This window comes from Agrobacterium sp. 22-210-1, assembly GCF_053522525.1.
Map to the genome: position 1 here is coordinate 1,346,039 of NZ_JBNWCI010000001.1, position 17,599 is coordinate 1,363,637.

Below are 17,599 nucleotides of genomic sequence, written 5' to 3' on the forward strand. Positions count from 1 at the left end.
ATCCATAGGTTGTAATAACCCGGAAGCGATAAAATCGGGCTTGCCTCTTGACCCGCGGGCATTACCTGTCCATGTCGAATTATAAAGAAGCCTTGTTGCGGCCTTCCTCCGTGATCCGGCTATGTTAACGGACCAGTTCCAGAGAAAAACAATATGAATGTCGTTGTCGTAGAATCTCCTGCCAAAGCCAAGACGATCAACAAGTATCTTGGTTCGGGCTACAAGGTTCTTGCATCCTTTGGCCACGTCAGAGACCTTCCTGCCAAGGACGGATCGGTGCTGCCCGACCAGGATTTCGAAATGTCCTGGGAGGTTGATAGCGCATCCGCCAAGCGCATGAAGGATATTGCCGACGCGGTAAAAGACTCTGACGGCCTCATTCTCGCAACCGACCCGGATCGCGAAGGTGAAGCCATTTCCTGGCACGTTCTCGATCTTTTGAAGAAGAAGCGCGTTCTCGGCGACAAGCCGGTGAAGCGCGTGGTCTTCAACGCCATCACCAAAAAGGCCGTGCTGGACGCCATGGCGAACCCGCGCGACATCGACGTGCCGCTGGTAGATGCCTATCTCGCCCGCCGCGCACTCGATTATCTCGTCGGCTTCAACCTGTCGCCGGTGCTGTGGCGCAAGCTGCCGGGCGCTCGTTCCGCCGGCCGCGTCCAGTCGGTTGCGCTGCGTCTCGTCTGCGACCGCGAGTCCGAGATCGAACGCTTCATCTCCGAGGAATACTGGAACATCAGCGCGCTTTTGAAGACACCGCGCGGTGACGAGTTCGAAGCCAAGCTGGTTTCGGCCGACGGCAAGCGGCTGCAAAGCCGCGGGATCAAGACCGGCGAAGATGCAAACCGGCTGAAGGTGCTGCTGGAAGGCGCGACCTATGTTGTCGACACGGTCGAGGCAAAGCCCGTCAAGCGTAATCCCGGCCCGCCCTTCACCACCTCGACGCTGCAACAGGCCGCGTCTTCGCGCATGGGCTTTGGCGCTTCTCGGACGATGCAGGTGGCGCAGAAGCTTTATGAAGGTATCGACATCGGCGGCGAGACCGTTGGTCTGATCACCTATATGCGTACCGACGGTGTGCAGATGGCCCCGGAAGCCATCGATGCTGCCCGCAGCGCCATCGGCGAGCAGTTCGGCGACCGCTACGTGCCGGAAAAGGCGCGTTTCTACTCCACCAAGGCCAAGAACGCCCAGGAAGCGCACGAGGCCATCCGCCCGACCGATTTCAATCGCACGCCAGACCAGGTGAAGCGTTATCTCGATGCCGATCAGCTGCGTCTCTACGACCTGATCTGGAAGCGCGGTATCGCCAGCCAGATGGCGTCCGCCGAAATCGAGCGGACCACTGTGGAAATTCTGGCGGACAAGAACGGGGAACAGGCCGGGCTTCGCGCTGTCGGATCGGTGATCCGTTTTGACGGTTTCATCGCCGCCTATACCGACCAGAAGGAAGATGGCGAGCAGAGCGACGACGGTGACGATGAAGGCCGTCTGCCGCAGATCAATGCGCGCGAAAATCTCGCCAAGCAGAAGATCAATGCCAGCCAGCACTTTACCGAGCCGCCGCCGCGCTATTCGGAAGCCTCGCTCATCAAGAAGATGGAAGAACTCGGCATCGGCCGCCCCTCCACCTATGCGGCAACGCTGAAGACGCTGAGCGACCGTGAATATATCATCGTCGACAAGCGCAAGCTGATTCCGCATTCGCGCGGACGGCTGGTGACGGCTTTCCTCGAAAGCTTCTTTTCCAAATATGTCGAATATGACTTCACAGCCGCGCTGGAAGAAAAGCTCGACCGTATTTCCGCGGGCGAACTGGACTGGAAGCAGGTGCTGCGCGATTTCTGGAAGGATTTCTTCGCGCAGATCGAAGATACCAAGGAATTGCGCGTCACCAACGTGCTGGATGCGCTGAATGAGGTTCTGGCGCCGCTGGTCTTCCCCAAGCGTGAGGACGGTTCGGATCCGCGCATCTGTCAGGTTTGCGGCACCGGCAATCTCTCGCTGAAGCTCGGCAAATACGGCGCTTTCGTCGGTTGCTCCAACTATCCGGAATGCAACTACACCCGCCAGCTCACCTCCGACGGTTCGGAAGCCGAAGCTGCGGCCTCGAACGAGCCGAAGGCTCTCGGCGCCGATCCGATGACTGGTGAAGAGCTGACGTTGCGGTCGGGCCGTTTCGGACCCTATATCCAGCGCGGCGACGGCAAGGAGGCCAAGCGTTCCTCCCTGCCCAAGGGTTGGAAGCCGGAGGATATCGACCATGAAAAGGCGCTGGCGCTCATCAACCTGCCGCGCGATATTGGCAAACATCCGGAAACCGGCAAGATGATATCTGCCGGACTTGGCCGCTATGGGCCGTTCCTTTTGCATGACGGTTCCTATGCGAACCTCGAAAGCATCGAGGATGTGTTCTCGATCGGCCTCAACCGGGCCGTCACCGTCATTGCCGAAAAGCAGAGCAAGGGTCCCGGCCGCAGCGGCACGCCTGCGGCTCTGAAGGAACTGGGCGACCACCCCGATGGCGGCGCTATCACTGTTCGCGACGGGCGTTATGGCGCTTACGTCAACTGGGGCAAGGTCAACGCCACCATTCCGAAGGGTCAGGATCCGACCTCGGTGACGCTGGAAGAGGCGCTGGTGTTGATCGCCGAGCGCATCGCCAAGACCGGCACCGGCGGCAAGCCTGCCAAGGGCAAGAAGCCTGCCGCCAAGAAGGCCGATGGCGATGCGGCGGCGAAGCCGAAAGCCACCAAGGCCAAGGCGGCAACAAAGAGCAAAGCGGCCGCCAAGCCGAAGGCAGCGGCCAAACCCAAGAAGGCAGCAGAGTGAGCAAGGCGCCGCGTCAGAGACAGGGTTCCGCCAGCGACGGTTTCGGACGCACCGGGCGCGGCAAACGGGTGAGTGAAGGTGAAGGCATCATCCATGGCGAGGTGCCTTCCCGCGAAGTGCTGCTGAAATTCATCGCGGACCATCCGCAGCAGGCTTCCAAGCGTGAAATCGCCAAGGCTTTCGGGCTGAAGGGTGAAAACCGTATTGTTCTGAAAGCGCTGCTGAAGGAACTTGAAGTCGATGGCATGGTGCACAAGAGCCGCAAATCGCTGACGCGGCCGGGCGGTCTGCCACCTGTGACGGTTCTCGACATCACCACCCGCGACAAGGACGGCGAATTGATCGGCCGTCCGGCGGAATGGCCGGAGGATATGGGTGCTGCACCTGCCGTGCTCATCCGCCAGTCTTCGCAGGATCGCGGCAAGAAGGCCCCGGCAGCCGGTCTCGGTGACCGTATTCTGGCAAAAATCTTCCCCTCGAAAGACAGCGTCGGCCCGGCATATACGGCCCGCGTCGTAAAACTGATTGATCGTCGCCAGAACGCGCTGCTCGGCGTGTTCAAGCAGACGGAAGGCGGCGGCGGACGGCTGATGCCGATCGACCGGCGCGGCGAAGAAATGGTGATCGACCCTGATGGCGTCGGCGATGCCAGGGACGGCGACCTGATCGAGGTGGAAACCTCGCGCAACAGCGGCCGTTACGGCCTGACACGGGCCAAGGTTCTCTCCGTCGTCGGCTCGGTCGCCTCGGAAAAGGCGATCTCGATGATCGCCATCCATTCCCATGGTATTCCGCATATTTTCCCGCCGAATGTGCTAGCTGAAGCGGATGCCGCCAGACCCGCGACCATGTCGCACCGCGAGGACTGGCGCGACCTGCCGCTCATCACCATCGATCCGGCCGACGCCAAGGACCATGACGATGCGGTCTATGCCGAACCGGACCCCTCGCCCGACAATCCGGATGGTGTCATCGTCACAGTCGCCATCGCCGATGTCTCCTGGTATGTGCGATCAGGCGCTCCGCTCGACCGCGAGGCTTTGAAGCGCGGCAACTCGGTCTATTTCCCTGATCGTGTCGTGCCGATGCTGCCGGAGCGTATCTCTAACGATCTCTGCTCGCTCAAGGAAGGCGTCGACCGTCCCGCGCTTGCGGTGCGGATGACCTTCTCCAAGGAAGGCCGCAAGGCGGGCCATACTTTCCATCGCATCATGATGAAGAGTGCCGCCAAGCTCTCCTACCAGCAGGCGCAGGCAGCGATCGACGGCCGCCCGGACGACAAGACCGGGACGCTGCTGGAGCCGATCCTGAAGCCATTGTGGCACGCATACGAAGTGATGAAGCGTGGCCGTGACCGCCGCCAGCCGCTGGAACTCGACATGCCCGAGCGCAAGATTCAGCTCAGGCCCGACGGCACGGTGGACAAGGTTGTCATTCCCGAACGTCTCGATGCGCATAAGCTGATCGAGGAAATGATGATCCAGGCGAATGTCGCCGCCGCCGAGACGCTGGAAAAGAAAAAGCAGCCGCTGGTCTATCGCGTACACGACGCACCGACGCTCTCCAAACAGGAGGTGCTGCGCGAATTCCTCGGCACCATCGGCATTTCCATGGCCAAGGGCGTGGCCATGCGCGCCAATTCCTTCAATGGCATTCTGGCGCGCGCCCTCGATACGCCGCATCAGATCATGGTCAATGAAATGGTGCTGCGAAGCCAGAGCCAGGCGATCTACAGCCCCGAGAATATCGGCCATTTCGGCCTCAACCTGATGAAATACGCGCATTTCACCTCGCCGATCCGCCGTTATGCCGACCTGATCGTCCATCGGGCGCTGGTGGGGTCGCTGGGGCTCGGCGAAGGCGGCATCACCCCACAGGAAGAGGCGACGCTCGACGATATCGCCGCCGAAATCTCGACCTTCGAGCGGCGTGCCATGGCGGCCGAGCGCGACACCATCAACCGGCTGATCGCACATCATTTGTCCGAACGGGTGGGTGAAGAATTCGACGGCCGCGTCTCCGGTGTCACCAAGGCGGGACTATTTGTCGCGCTGCCGCAGTTTGGCGCTGATGGCTTTGTTCCTATATCTACACTCGGAACCGACTATTTCCTCTATGATGAAGCCCATCAGGCTCTGACGGGGGAAAAGACCGGTCTCGGTTACCAGCTTGGCGACACGGTTCAGGTACGGCTTGCGGAAGCAGTACCTCTGGCGGGTGCGCTGCGTTTCGAAATGCTGAGCCCCGGGCGCAAGATGCCGGTCGGCTCGCGGTCGTTCCACAAGGCGGGCCGGCGGACATCGCGTCCCGGCGCCAGGCCGGGAACGAGGCCGCCCAGAGGACGACGTTAACAACACCGCGGCAGGCGGTTGAAAGAACGGAAGAAGGACTTAAGGATGAGTGCACATCAGGGCTCGGAAACGGTCACCTTCGGAGACAATAGCGCGGAGCGGCCGCTTGGCCGTTCGATCATGCGCGGCATGGCGAACCGCTGCCCGGCCTGCGGCGGTGGCCGCCTGTTTCGTGCCTTTCTGAAGCCGGTGGACAATTGCGCCGCCTGCGGCGCGGAAATGCACCACCATCGGTCCGACGACCTGCCGCCTTATATTTCCATCGTCATTATCGGCCATATCGCCGTTGGCGGCTTCATGATGACGGATATGGTGTTCTCTGTTCCCATGTGGGTGCATTTCGCCATCTGGGTGCCGATCACCATTCTGGCTGCACTCCTGACGCTGCAACCGATCAAGGGCGGCGTCATCGGCCTGCAATGGGCTCTGCGCATGCATGGCTTTGACGGAAAGCAGCCGACAGTGCAGATAGACGGCTCCTCCCACTGACGACAGGCGGCGACGTGCGCGTGACCGAACCCCGCAAGAGTGCCGAGGTTGCGAGCCCGCCCCTGCGGCCGCGGGATGCCGCCTCCATCATTCTGCTCGACCGTTCCGGCCCGACAATCCGCGTATTGATGGGCCAGCGCAGCCATGCCCATGTCTTCATGCCCGGCGCTTACGTCTTTCCCGGCGGCAAACGTGATCCACGCGACCACGCGCTTCCCTTTTCCGGCGACCTGCACCCCGCGGTCCTCGAACGCCTCACCGCCTCGGCCTCGCGCCGCCTGAGCGTTGCAGGCGCGAGGGCGCTGGCGCTTGCCGCTGCGCGCGAGCTTGTCGAGGAAACCGGCGTGGATATGGGGCTGAATGCTGATGGTCCGGACCTTTCCTGTTTCCGCTATGTGGCACGCGCCATCACCCCGCCCGGCAATATCAGGCGCTACGACACACGATTCTTTTGCTGTTATGCCGACGAATTGCGGCTGGATACCCGGCTAATCCGGGATTCCGAAGAATTGCACGATGTGCAATGGCTTGACATGACAGGCCTTTCCGGTCTGAACATGCCGAAAATCACGCGCACGGTTCTCGAAGATGTCACAAAATTCATGATAGGTGATCCGTCATTGCCCTTTGAAAGCCCCGCGCGGCTCTATGTCACGCGCCACGGCCGCTTCATTCGAGAGTTTGTATAAAGGCCGTCATGTCACAAATGAAATGCGAAGCGGACGCCATTCACTGGCCCTCACTGATCGCTGCGATTTCCGCCATCAGTGCGGTCGGTGTCGCCATCGGTCTTGGCCTGCCGCTCCTGTCGATCATCCTTGAAAAGCGTGGCATCTCCTCCACCATGATCGGGGTGAATTCGGCGATGGCCGGCGTCGCGGCGATGATGGCCGCCCCCCTGACCTCCAAGATCGCCCATGATTTCGGCGTGGCGCGAACCATGCTGTTTGCGGTGGTTATTTCAGCGGTGAGCGCGTTCGGCTTTTATTTCGCCGACGCCTTCTGGATGTGGTTTCCACTGCGAATCGTTTTCCACGGCGCCACCACGACGCTGTTCATCCTGTCCGAATACTGGATCAACATGACCGCACCGCCGAAAAAACGCGGCATGGTGCTCGGCATCTACGCCACCGGCCTTGCGGTCGGCTTTGCGGTCGGCCCGTTACTGTTTTCCGTGGTCGGCAGCGAGGGCATCCTGCCGTTTATCGTCGGAGCGGCGATCATCCTTCTGGCCGCGATCCCGATCTTCATGGCGCGCGGTGAAAGTCCGGAGCTGGACGAGCGGCCCAACCACCATTTCGCCCGTTATGTCTGGCTGGTGCCGATGGCGTCGGCGGCGGCTTTCGTGTTCGGTTCGGTGCAGGCCGGTGGCCTGTCGCTCTTTCCCATCTATGCCACGCGTGAAGGCTTCAACGAATCGCAGGCCGCACTGCTGCTGACCGTGATGGGCATTGGCAACATGGTCTTCCAGATACCGATCGGCCTGTTGTCGGACCGCATGAAGGATCGGCGCACCATGCTGGCGCTGATGGCCTTTGCGGGCGTTTGCGGCACGCTGGCGCTGCCCCTGCTGGTGGACAGCTGGATCCTCGTGGCGGCCCTCCTGCTGTTCTGGGGCGGCCTTGTCTCCGGCATGTATACCGTCGGCCTCACTCACCTTGGATCACGGCTAAAGGGCGCGGATCTGGTCTCCGCCAATGCCGCCTTTATCTTCTGTTACGCCATGGGTACGATTGCGGGACCGCAGGCCGTCGGCATTTCCATGGATGTCGCGGGCACTGACGGTTTCGCCTGGGCGCTTGCCGTATTTTTCGGGCTTTACGTGGTGCTTTATGGGTTCCGTTTTGTTTTCCGGGCAAAACAGACTTGACTTTTCAGGCGCGATACGTAGTTTCGCGCCAGATTTAGCCGAGGTGAGAAGCGCCTGCGGCTTCTCTTTTGTTTAAAGGCAGGACGACCATGGCGAAAGCTACAACAATCAAGATCAAGCTGCTGTCGACAGCCGACACCGGTACCTTCTACGTCACCACCAAGAACAGCCGTACGTTCACGGACAAGATGACGAAGACGAAGTACGACCCGGTTGTACGCAAGCACGTTGAATTCAAGGAAACCAAGATCAAGTAATTTTCTTGATCGGGTTCTCCGGCAAAAGCGCGCCCAATGGGCGCGTTTTTTGTTTGTATGGACGGGTCTTTGTTGGTGTGGATGGCAAAGACATTCCCCGCGAAAATGCGTGACGCTTTGGCGTCAGGAAAATGCGTAATGTGGAGATGTGGAAGGCAGCCGAGAGGCTCCTCAAATCCGGCAAAGCTTCTCGCGCCGCGATCCTGCGCTTCACCCCTCCTCCGCCATAGATGCGTGGCCGTTAACGGCGTGGAGCCACAACACAGGGCCGCTGGGTAAACCTGTTTCTCAGTCAGACAAGCTTTTCGGGATAAGGCGGTCGGCCAACGATGTGATTACGGCACGAGGAACCGATTCGGACATCGTCAGCCGACCGACCCCACGATTCAGGAGATGCGGCGGACCTGAGCATCATGGGGCATTCGAAATACGCAATACCAGCCCCTGACGAGCGAAACCGCAGCGGCATGAGCCGCCATCATTCCATCATCACAAGACGGAAAAACCGCCGGAAGAACTGTTATTCTCGATAATGAGTGTGCGCAGAAGTAAAATAAAAATCAACAAATTCTTAAGCCAGCGATACATAACCCGGAAAACATGGTTAAATATACAACGCTGGCACACTATAGTTTCCTGCGAGATTGAATTCAATATATTTTTCAACTTGAACTGTATTAAAGCCGCAGAATTTCGCCTATTCATTGCAATAAGATAAAATACAGGCGAGGTCAGGGGCTTGAGCCTCCCAAGGTGACTTTTCAGCACCTCGAACGACGATAAACCCGAAAAGACGACATGGTTTTCAGCGTCAGACGCATGCGGACCGCTTTCAGGCGGCGGCAGCCACCACCCGGTTGCGCCCGGCGTGTTTCGCCTCATAGAGCGCCCGGTCGGCCTGTTTCAATAGCTCGTCCGGCATCCCGAAAGCGCCGCTGCTGGTGGCGATACCAAGAGAGGCGGTGATGCTCAGTTCACGGTCGATGGAGCGAACGTAGAAAGGCTTGTCTTCGACGATCGCCCGCAGACGCTCGGCGACGCTCGTGGCAAGCTCCATCGGCGTGTCGGGCATGACCACGACGAATTCTTCGCCACCGTAACGGCAGGCAAGATCAGCGCCGCGCACCGTGCTGCGGATGCGCGCTGCAAATTCGCGCAGCACTTCATCGCCCACATCGTGGCCGTAGGTGTCATTGACCAGCTTGAACCGGTCTATGTCGGTCATGCAGATGGAAATCGGGCGACCCCGCACGGCGGCACGGTCAAAGAGTATCTTGAGATGATTGTCGAGATAACGGCGATTGTTGAGGCCGGTCAACGCGTCGACAATGGCAAGTTCCATCGTGTGCTGCAGGTTGAGCCGCAGGTGTTCGTTGTAACGCTTGCGCCTTATCTGTGTCAGTGAGCGGGCCACAAGTTCGTTGGGATCGATCGGGCGCAGAATATAGTCATTGACGCCGAGATCGAGCGCACGCGCCACCATATCGTCCGCCCCCTGCTCCGCCACCAGAAGCAGCGGCAGGAAACGGGTGCGCTCCAGCGAGCGAAGCTGTGAACACAATCGCAGCGGATCGTAATCCTCGAAATTGGAATTGACGATGACAAGCTCGAAAGAGCTGCTCGCCGCTTTCAGCAGCGCCGCCTGCGGATCGGTGACGGCATCGACCTCGGCGATCGGCTTCAGCGCCCTGACGATCCGTTCCTGCGAACTTGCGCGGCCATCCGCGACCAGCACGCGGCCGGGCGTCTGCATCAGGCCGTCGGCGCGCAGCATCTCTTCGATGCCGATCTGCCTTGCGGTTTCAGCGCGCAGCCGCAATTCGTCACTGACAGCCTTCAGACGCACGAGGCTTTTGACACGGGCAATCAGTTGAAGGTCGTTGACCGGCTTGGTCAGAAAATCATCGGCGCCGGCTTTCAGGCCGCGCACCCGGTCGGAAGGTTGATCGAGCGCAGTGACCATGACGACGGGAATATGCGCCGTCTTCGGGTTGGCCTTCAGCTTCTCGCAGACCTCGAAACCATCCATGCCCGGCATCATGATGTCGAGCAGGATAATATCGACCTGCTCCTCGTCGCAGATCGCCAGCGCCTTAAAACCATCCTCGGCGGTGACGACATCGAAATATTCCGCCACAAGCCGCGCCTCGAGAAGCTTCACATTGGCAGGAATGTCGTCAACAACCAGAACTCTCGCCGTCATAACCGTTCCCCAGCCGCCTTAGGCGTCGCCCAGATAAGTCTTGATGATTTCGATGAATTTCGGGACGGAAATCGGCTTTGATACGTAGGCTTCACATCCACCCTGACGAATCCGTTCCTCATCGCCCTTCATAGCAAAGGCCGTGACGGCGATGACCGGGATGACGTGCAGCTCGTCATCTTCCTTCAGCCATTTCGTCACCTCCAGCCCCGACACTTCCGGCAGCTGAATATCCATGAGGATGAGGTCCGGCCGGTGCTTGCGGGCAAGGTCCAGCGCTTCCATGCCGTTGCGCGTCTGGATCGTCGTATAACCAGACGCCTCGATCAGGTCGCGAAAGAGCTTCATGTTCAGCTCGTTGTCTTCGACTATCATGACCTGTTTGGGCATGGTGGGCAGTCCCCGTTTCGCTTTGAAACCTTCATCCAGACATATAAGTTGCCAGAGAACCGATTCCATCGTCCATTTGTTGCGCAAGGCTAGAGGGATTTGGTTTCAAAATAGGTAACTTCGGGGAAGAAATGCTGCGCGATACGAAAAACAAAGGCAATGCCGGCAAAGATCCGCAAGAAACGGCGGCCGCCATACTTGGCTGGCTGGCAAACGAACCGGACATGCTGGCGCGTTTCCTGGCGCTGAGCGGCTTGCAGGCCAACATGCTGCGTCAGGCCGTCAACGATCCCGGCTTTCTGGCGGGCCTCACCGATTTTCTGATGAGCCACGAGCCGGACCTCATGGCGTTTTGTGCGGCAACCGACACCTCACCCGAAACGGTGGCCGCCGCCTGGCGTCATTTTTCCGGCCCGGGACTGGATTCAGGGGAGTATTGACGGTCACCCCTTGAGCCGCGGCCACCGCCGGAGTAAGGTCGGCGATGTTCTGGTTTTGTTTTCGCCCCATGTCCACGTCGCACCGCTATGATCCCGGTTTCTGCCGCGACTGCCTGGCTGGCCAGCCAGCGGGTTTGAGGCGTTGCCGCGCCTGCGGCAGCCCGCGTCTCGTCTATCATGACGAGCTTTACGATCTCAGCATCGCCCATATCGATTGTGACGCCTTCTATGCATCCGTTGAAAAGCGCGACAATCCGGAGCTGGCCGACAAGCCGGTCATCGTCGGCGGTGGCAAGCGGGGCGTGGTTTCGACCGCCTGCTATATTGCCCGCATTCAGGGCGTGCGTTCCGCCATGCCGATGTTCAAAGCGCTGGAAGCCTGCCCGGATGCGGTGGTCATCAAGCCCGACATGGAGAAATATGCCCGTGTCGGGCGCGAAATCCGCGCGATGATGCAGGAATTGACGCCGCTTGTGCAGCCGCTTTCCATTGATGAAGCTTTTCTTGATCTCGCCGGCACAGAGAGGCTGCATCATGACCCGCCAGCGCGCGTGCTGGCGAAATTTGCAAAGCGCGTGGAAAAGGAAGTCGGCGTAACCGTCTCGGCCGGGCTTTCCTACTGCAAGTTTCTGGCCAAGGTTGCATCCGACCTCAACAAGCCGCGCGGTTTTTCGGTGATTGGCGAGGCAGAAGCGCTTGTCTTTCTGGCGACGCGGCCCGTAACCACAATCTGGGGCGTCGGCAGAGCCTTTGCTGCGACGCTGGAGGCGGACGGCATCCGCATGATCGCACAGCTGCAGGAAATGGAAGAAGGCGATCTGATGCGCCGTTACGGCGTGATGGGGCAACGGCTCTTCAGGCTTTCGCGCGGCATTGACGAGCGGCATGTACACAATAACGATCCGGTCAAAAGCGTGTCTTCCGAGACGACCTTCTTCAACGACATTTCCCGCCATGAGGATCTGGTGCCGATCCTGCGCTCGCTTTCCGAAAAGGTCGCATGGCGGTTGAAGAAGAACGGCATTGCCGGCCAGACCGTGGTGCTGAAGATGAAGACGGCCGACTTTAAAATCCGTACCCGCAACCGCAAGCTTGATGACCCCACCCAGCTTGCCGACCGGATTTTCCGCACCGGTCTCTCGATGTTGGAGAAGGAAACCGACGGCACGAAATTCCGCCTGCTCGGCATCGGCGTCAGCGATCTGCGCGATGCGGGCCTTGCCGATCCTCCTGATCTCGTCGACAGGCAGGCCGGGCGGCGAGCGGCGGCGGAAGCGGCGATGGACAAGCTGCGCGACAAGTTCGGCAAAGGCAGCGTCGAGACCGGCTACACGTTTGGCACACGCAAATAGCGGTTTGATCGTGGGCCTTGGGAACCGCGCATCGGGCCCCTTGCACCACTTGATGCCAATGTATTTTAGATTTTACACAAATTAGTGATGTTGCAGCCGCACCGTCCTTAAGCTTCATTAAACTTCGCGTGGTTGAGTGGAGCAAGTTTTGTGCATGTGGTGTATTGCGTCATGTCCCTCCGCCTCCGTCTTCTGACCGGCATGCTGTCGGCCAGCATTCTTGCCTTCCCGGCACTTGCCGCCGATAACAGGTCGCTGCAGATCCTCGTTTCGAAAAGCGACCAGTCGCTTTCGCTTTACGAAAACGGCGAAATCATAGCCACCTCGAAAGTCTCCACCGGCAAGGCCGGGCACGAGACGCCGAGCGGCATATTCTCCATTCTGGAAAAACGTAAATACCACGAGTCGAATATCTATTCGGCCGCACCCATGCCTTTCATGCAGCGGCTGACATGGTCCGGCATTGCGCTGCACGAAGGCAAGGTGCCGAACTATGCAGCTTCGCATGGCTGCGTGCGCCTGCCTTCGAAATTCGCCAAGTCACTTTTTGGCGACACCCAGGCCGGCGTGCATGTCATCATCACCGACCGCCCGGTTTCACTGCGTTTCGTGCAGCATCCGGCGTTGTTTGAACCACGTGACGATGCTGATGACGGCAAGCTGCTTTTATCGGATGTGGAACTGCGCCCGGCGACCTTCGATGCGGCTTTGGGCACCGTCGAAGTCGCCATCAATGAAAAGACGCAGGCGCTTAAACCGGCGGTGAAGGCCAAGGCCGCCTCGCCCCTGCGCATACTCATCACCCGGCGCGGCGAGCGGGAAAAGGTGATGGATATTCAGGCCGTATTGACCCGTCTTGGCTTCGACGCCGGCTCAGCGGATGGTTATGCCGGGGAGATGACGGTGAGCGCCGTGAACGGTTTCAAGCGCTGGAAGGGATTAAAAACCACCGGGCCGCTTCTGACCGACGCCTTCGTGACGGCGCTTTACGAATCCGCCAGCGAAAACCACCCACCGAATGGCCAGATCATGGTGCGGCAGGATTTCAAACCGCTATTTGAGGCGCCCATCGACATCAGGGATCCCGAAGTTGCGCTCGGAACCCATTTCTTCGAGGCTGTTACCTTGGATCGCGCAGCCGGAACCGCCGAGTGGAACGGCGTGACGCTCGAAAACCATCTGCCCAACGCAGCCCGAAAGCGACTTGGCATTACCATTGCCGAAGCGCCGGGCGGCTTCGATCAATTGAGTGCCGTGCTTGGCCGTCTCGACATACCGACAGACATTCGCTCCCGCATTGAACAGGAGCTTTCAACCGGCAGCTCGATCACCGTTTCCGACCTCAGTCACCAGATGGAGACAGGAACCGGGACGGATTTCATTACCGTGACGAAGGAAGGGCCGGTTTGAGGAACGCGTGAGCGTCTGAACTCTTAAACCAGTTCCACATCAACGACGCCGGGAGCGGCGCGAAGTGCTGCGGCGATTTCTGGTGAAATGCGGTATTTCTCCGTCAGTTCCACTTCGATTTCGCGGCTGCCTTCATCCTTGATGACGATGAAATAGACCGACCCGTCACCCTTGGTGTTGAGGTGGCGGGCGACGGTTTTCAGTGGGCCGGAATCGCGCACATAGACGCGCAGAGCCTTCTGCATCTGCACCGACTTCTCCTCCAGCGACTGAGCCGTCTGGATGCGCAGACCGATGCCTTCCGGACGTTCTTCCGCCTGCACGGTGATGACAAGCGATTTGCCGACCTCGAGCAGATCACGGAACTGAGCGAGCCCTTCGGAAAACAGCACCGCCTCATATTGCCCTGACGCATCCGAGAAGGTGACGATACCCATCTTGTTGCCGGTGCGGGTCTTGCGCTCCTGCTTGCCGGTGACGGTGCCAGCCAGACGCCCGGCGGTCGCACCCTGCTTCACCGCCGCCGAAAAATCCGCGAAATTCTGCACGCGCAACTTTTCCAGCACGGGGCGATAGGTGTCGAGCGGATGGGCCGTGAGGTAGAACCCGAGCACCTGATATTCACGCAACAGCTTTTCCGAGGCGAGCCACGGCTGGAAGGCCGGCAGCACCAGCTTTTCCGGGCCGTTTCCACCACCTGAACCGAACATGTCCGACTGGCCGATGGTGCGGTTGTTCTGCGCCATCTGCGCATAACCGATGATACGGTCGAGCCCGCCAATCAGTTCGGCGCGATCGCGGCCGAAACAGTCGAAGCCGCCGGCATTGATAAGACTTTCCAGAACACGCCGGTTGATCTGTTTGGGATCGATACGCAGGCAGAAATCCTCAAGGCTCGTGAACGGCTTGTCGCCGCGCACTTCGACGATATGTTCGACCGCGCCCTCGCCGACGCCCTTGATGGCGGCCAGCGAATAATAGATGCGGTTTTCACCGGTCTCGAACTGGCGGAAAGACGTCTGTACCGAAGGCGCGACGACCTCGATGCCGAGGCGGCCGGCATCCTGCCGAAAATCGTTGAGCTTTTCCGTGTTCGCCATATCGAGCGTCATGGACGCCGCCAGGAACTCCACCGGATAATGCGCCTTCATATAGGCGGTCTGGTAGGACACGATGGCGTAGGCGGCGGCGTGGCTCTTGTTGAAGCCGTAATTGGCGAACTTCGCCAGAAGGTCGAAGATGGTGTTGGCCTGCGGTTTCGACACGCCGTTCCTGATGGCGCCATCGACAAAACGCTCGCGCTGCTGGTCCATCTCCTCCTTGATCTTCTTGCCCATGGCGCGGCGCAGAAGATCGGCTTCGCCAAGCGAATAACCTGACAGGACCTGGGCGATCTGCATCACCTGTTCCTGATAGACGATAACACCCTGCGTTTCCTTCAGGAGATGGTCGATGGTCGGATGGATGGACTCCAGCTCCTCCTCGCCATGTTTGCGGGCATTATAGACCGGGATGTTTTCCATCGGGCCCGGACGATAAAGCGCCACCAGCGCGATGATATCCTCGATGCAGTCCGGGCGCATGCCGATCAGCGCCTTGCGCATGCCCGCACTTTCCACCTGGAACACGCCGATGGTCTCGCCGCGCGACAACATCTCGTAGGTTTTCGTGTCCTCCAGCGGAATGGCGGCAAGATCGACCTTGATGCCGCGCTTGGCGACGAAATCCACGGCGACCTTCAATACCGTCAGCGTCTTCAGGCCGAGGAAGTCGAATTTGACGAGACCGGCGCTTTCCACCCATTTCATGTTGAACTGGGTAACCGGCATATCGGACCGCGGATCGCGATACATCGGCACCAGCTTCGACAGCGGCCGGTCGCCGATGACGATACCGGCGGCGTGGGTGGAAGCGTGGCGATAAAGCCCCTCGATCTTCTGGGCGATATCCAGGAGGCGAGCGACGACGGGTTCCTTGTCCGCCTCTTCCTGCAGGCGCGGCTCTTCCTCGATGGCCTTTGACAGCGGTGTCGGATTGGCCGGGTTGTTGGGCACCAGCTTGCAGATCTTGTCCACCTGCCCATAGGGCATTTCCAGCACGCGGCCGACATCGCGCAACGCCGCGCGCGCCTGCAGCGAACCGAAGGTGATGATCTGCGCCACCTGTTCGCGGCCATATTTGCGCTGCACGTAGCGGATCACCTCTTCGCGCCGGTCCTGGCAGAAGTCGATATCGAAGTCAGGCATCGATACACGTTCGGGATTGAGGAATCGCTCGAACAGCAATGAGAAACGCAACGGATCGACATCGGTAATGGTCAGTGCATAAGCCACAAGCGAGCCGGCGCCCGAACCACGGCCAGGGCCGACCGGAATATCCTGCTGCTTGGCCCATTTGATGAAGTCGGCAACGATCAGGAAGTAACCGGGGAACTTCATGCGCGAGATGACGCCGAGTTCGAAATCCAGTCTCTCGCGATAATCCTGTTCCGTATAGCCGGGCGACATGCCGAGCGCGGCAAGCCGCTGATCCAGCCCCTCCACCGCCTGGCGGCGAAGCTCCTCGGTTTCGGCATGTTCCGCCGCTTCCGGGTCTTCGCTGGCGCCGGTGAAACGCGGCAGGATGGGTCCGCGCTTCTTCAGGACATAAGAGCAGCGGAGCGCAATCTCGATAGTGTTTTCCAGCGCTTCGGGAATGTCGGCAAACAGCGCCGTCATCTCCTGCCGGCTTTTCAGATAATGATCGGGGGTCAGGCGGAAGCGGCTGTCATCGGAAACGATGGCATTATGGGCCACCGCCATCAGTGCGTCATGCGCCTCATAATCGGCCTTGGAAGGGAAAAAAGCCTCGTTGGTAGCGACCAGCGGAATATCATTGTCATAAGCAAGGCCGATAATGCGTCGCTCATGGGAGCGGTCATAACCGGACTGGCGCTGCAATTCGATATAGAGCCTGTCACCGAAGAGCGACTTCAGCGCCAGCAGGCGCTCTTTGGCCTGTGCGGCATGGCCTTCCTTCAGCGCCATATCGACAGGACCGCCAGTGGCGCCCGTCAGCGCGATGAGCCCGGCATTGGAGGCTTCTTCCAGCCATGCGCGGGTAATATGCACGGAATGTCCGCCGCTACCCTCGCCTTCCAGATAGGCGCGGCTGATCAGGTCCACCAGTCGCTCGTAACCTTCGGCATTGGCGGCCAGAAGCACGATGGCGGGGAGTTTTGCAAGATGACTGTTATGATTGCGGCGGTCCTCCGCCGCATCCTGCATGTCGATCGACACCTGACAACCGATGATCGGCTGCAAACCTTCGTCGCGCGCTTTTTCGGAAAACTCCAGCGCAACGAAAAGATTGTTGGTATCGGTGATGGCAATTGCCGGCTGGCCGTCCGCGACGGCCTTGGACATGATTTTCTTGAGGGGTAACGCCCCCTCAAGCAGGGAGTAAGCGGAATGAACCCGCAGATGGACGAAACCAGGCGTTTTCAGCGTTTCGTCAGAGTTTTCTCCACGCACAACCGTATCGCCCATATCGTCGTCCTGTCATTCTGAATCGAGGGGGCGATTTTCCGATTTCCGGCGCTTAAAGTCTACAGCCTTGCGGCCTCCATACAGGCTTCTGCGCCGGTGTTTCCTTCACAGGGCAGTGAGGATCACCGAAAAGCTGGCAACAAAGACAGCGATGGAAGCGAAAGCGGCAACGTCACGGATGAAATCAGTCATTGGTCTCTCCTTACTCGTTATGTTCCAACTTTGTTCTCATTTTGTTCGATTGTCAACAGGGTTTTGCTGGTATTCCTCTTGTTAACGCCGCAGAATCAGCTGCGGTTCCGCTCGCATGATCGGCAAGCCCCTGACTCCAAAGCAAAAAAACCCGAAGGAAAAAACACCTCCGGGTTCTCAAAAATTCAACTGTGGAAGGACGAGCGGGTCTTCCCGAAGACGCAAGGGCGAAGAGACTCACCGCTTCGGAGCAGATCGCACAAGGCTTCGCGACGGTCGCCTTATG

12 protein-coding genes are annotated in these 17,599 nt (G+C 59.4%); 9 read left to right on the forward strand and 3 right to left on the reverse strand.

Going from position 1 to position 17,599, the window contains the following annotated elements:
• The first annotated feature begins 153 nt into the window (after positions 1–153).
• From topA to rpmG, 6 genes are all read left to right on the forward strand, one after another.
• Positions 154–2,832, forward strand: a complete 2,679-nt coding sequence (topA, locus tag ACQZ5F_RS06765) for a type I DNA topoisomerase (RefSeq protein ID WP_225339907.1) — start codon at positions 154–156, stop codon at positions 2,830–2,832.
• Positions 2,829–5,183, forward strand: a complete 2,355-nt coding sequence (gene rnr, locus ACQZ5F_RS06770) for a ribonuclease R (protein ID WP_448731081.1) — start codon at positions 2,829–2,831, stop codon at positions 5,181–5,183. Before topA ends, rnr begins: the two co-directional genes overlap by 4 nt.
• 45 nt (positions 5,184–5,228) lie before the next feature.
• Positions 5,229–5,672: a DUF983 domain-containing protein gene (locus tag ACQZ5F_RS06775; protein WP_046800295.1), complete on the forward strand. Its 444-nt coding sequence runs from the start codon at positions 5,229–5,231 to the stop codon at positions 5,670–5,672.
• A gap of 20 nt (positions 5,673–5,692) precedes the next feature.
• Positions 5,693–6,361: an NUDIX hydrolase gene (locus tag ACQZ5F_RS06780; protein WP_225339909.1), complete on the forward strand. Its 669-nt coding sequence runs from the start codon at positions 5,693–5,695 to the stop codon at positions 6,359–6,361.
• Between the two features lie 17 nt (positions 6,362–6,378).
• Entirely contained in the window at positions 6,379–7,542 is a 1,164-nt protein-coding gene (locus ACQZ5F_RS06785; protein ID WP_162249009.1) for an MFS transporter, read from the forward strand.
• Positions 7,543–7,631: 89 nt separating this feature from the next.
• Positions 7,632–7,799, forward strand: coding sequence for a 50S ribosomal protein L33 (rpmG, locus tag ACQZ5F_RS06790; RefSeq protein ID WP_003496403.1), 168 nt, complete (start codon positions 7,632–7,634; stop codon positions 7,797–7,799).
• Between the two features lie 832 nt (positions 7,800–8,631).
• Here the strand turns inward: rpmG and ACQZ5F_RS06795 are convergent.
• Positions 8,632–10,002, reverse strand: coding sequence for a PleD family two-component system response regulator (locus ACQZ5F_RS06795; protein WP_225339910.1), 1,371 nt, complete (start codon positions 10,000–10,002; stop codon positions 8,632–8,634).
• Positions 10,003–10,020: 18 nt separating this feature from the next.
• Positions 10,021–10,392 carry a response regulator gene (locus ACQZ5F_RS06800; RefSeq protein ID WP_003496409.1) on the reverse strand — a complete coding sequence of 124 codons (372 nt, stop codon included), beginning with the start codon at positions 10,390–10,392 and terminating at the stop codon, positions 10,021–10,023.
• A 131-nt stretch (positions 10,393–10,523) separates the two neighbouring features.
• Here ACQZ5F_RS06800 and ACQZ5F_RS06805 point away from each other — a divergent pair, with 131 nt between their 5' ends.
• The 3 genes from ACQZ5F_RS06805 (at position 10,524) to ACQZ5F_RS06815 (ending at position 13,594) form a co-directional block, all read left to right on the forward strand.
• Positions 10,524–10,832 carry a DUF3572 domain-containing protein gene (locus ACQZ5F_RS06805; protein ID WP_225339911.1) on the forward strand — a complete coding sequence of 103 codons (309 nt, stop codon included), beginning with the start codon at positions 10,524–10,526 and terminating at the stop codon, positions 10,830–10,832.
• Positions 10,833–10,900: 68 nt separating this feature from the next.
• Positions 10,901–12,184, forward strand: coding sequence for a DNA polymerase IV (locus tag ACQZ5F_RS06810; protein ID WP_225339912.1), 1,284 nt, complete (start codon positions 10,901–10,903; stop codon positions 12,182–12,184).
• Between the two features lie 171 nt (positions 12,185–12,355).
• A complete protein-coding gene (locus tag ACQZ5F_RS06815) occupies positions 12,356–13,594 on the forward strand; it encodes a L,D-transpeptidase family protein (RefSeq protein WP_448731082.1) in 1,239 nt (412 codons plus the stop codon).
• 23 nt (positions 13,595–13,617) lie between these two features.
• Here ACQZ5F_RS06815 and dnaE read toward each other — a convergent pair whose 3' ends face one another.
• Complete coding sequence (gene dnaE / locus ACQZ5F_RS06820) at positions 13,618–17,121, reverse strand: DNA polymerase III subunit alpha (RefSeq protein WP_225339914.1); 3,504 nt, start codon at positions 17,119–17,121, stop codon at positions 13,618–13,620.
• Positions 17,122–17,599 lie beyond the last annotated feature (478 nt).

What these genes read in the sequence shown, in the direction of transcription:
- ACQZ5F_RS06800 (WP_003496409.1), bottom strand. Translation starts at nt 10,392, where the DNA reads ATGCCCAAACAGGTCATGATAGTCGAAGACAACGAGCTGAACATGAAG.
- ACQZ5F_RS06815 (WP_448731082.1), top strand. Translation starts at nt 12,356, where the DNA reads ATGTCCCTCCGCCTCCGTCTTCTGACCGGCATGCTGTCGGCCAGCATT.
- topA (WP_225339907.1), top strand. Translation starts at nt 154, where the DNA reads ATGAATGTCGTTGTCGTAGAATCTCCTGCCAAAGCCAAGACGATCAAC.
- rpmG (WP_003496403.1), top strand. Translation starts at nt 7,632, where the DNA reads ATGGCGAAAGCTACAACAATCAAGATCAAGCTGCTGTCGACAGCCGAC.
- ACQZ5F_RS06805 (WP_225339911.1), top strand. Translation starts at nt 10,524, where the DNA reads ATGCTGCGCGATACGAAAAACAAAGGCAATGCCGGCAAAGATCCGCAA.
- ACQZ5F_RS06775 (WP_046800295.1), top strand. Translation starts at nt 5,229, where the DNA reads ATGAGTGCACATCAGGGCTCGGAAACGGTCACCTTCGGAGACAATAGC.
- dnaE (WP_225339914.1), bottom strand. Translation starts at nt 17,121, where the DNA reads ATGGGCGATACGGTTGTGCGTGGAGAAAACTCTGACGAAACGCTGAAA.
- ACQZ5F_RS06785 (WP_162249009.1), top strand. Translation starts at nt 6,379, where the DNA reads ATGAAATGCGAAGCGGACGCCATTCACTGGCCCTCACTGATCGCTGCG.
- ACQZ5F_RS06795 (WP_225339910.1), bottom strand. Translation starts at nt 10,002, where the DNA reads ATGACGGCGAGAGTTCTGGTTGTTGACGACATTCCTGCCAATGTGAAG.
- ACQZ5F_RS06810 (WP_225339912.1), top strand. Translation starts at nt 10,901, where the DNA reads ATGTCCACGTCGCACCGCTATGATCCCGGTTTCTGCCGCGACTGCCTG.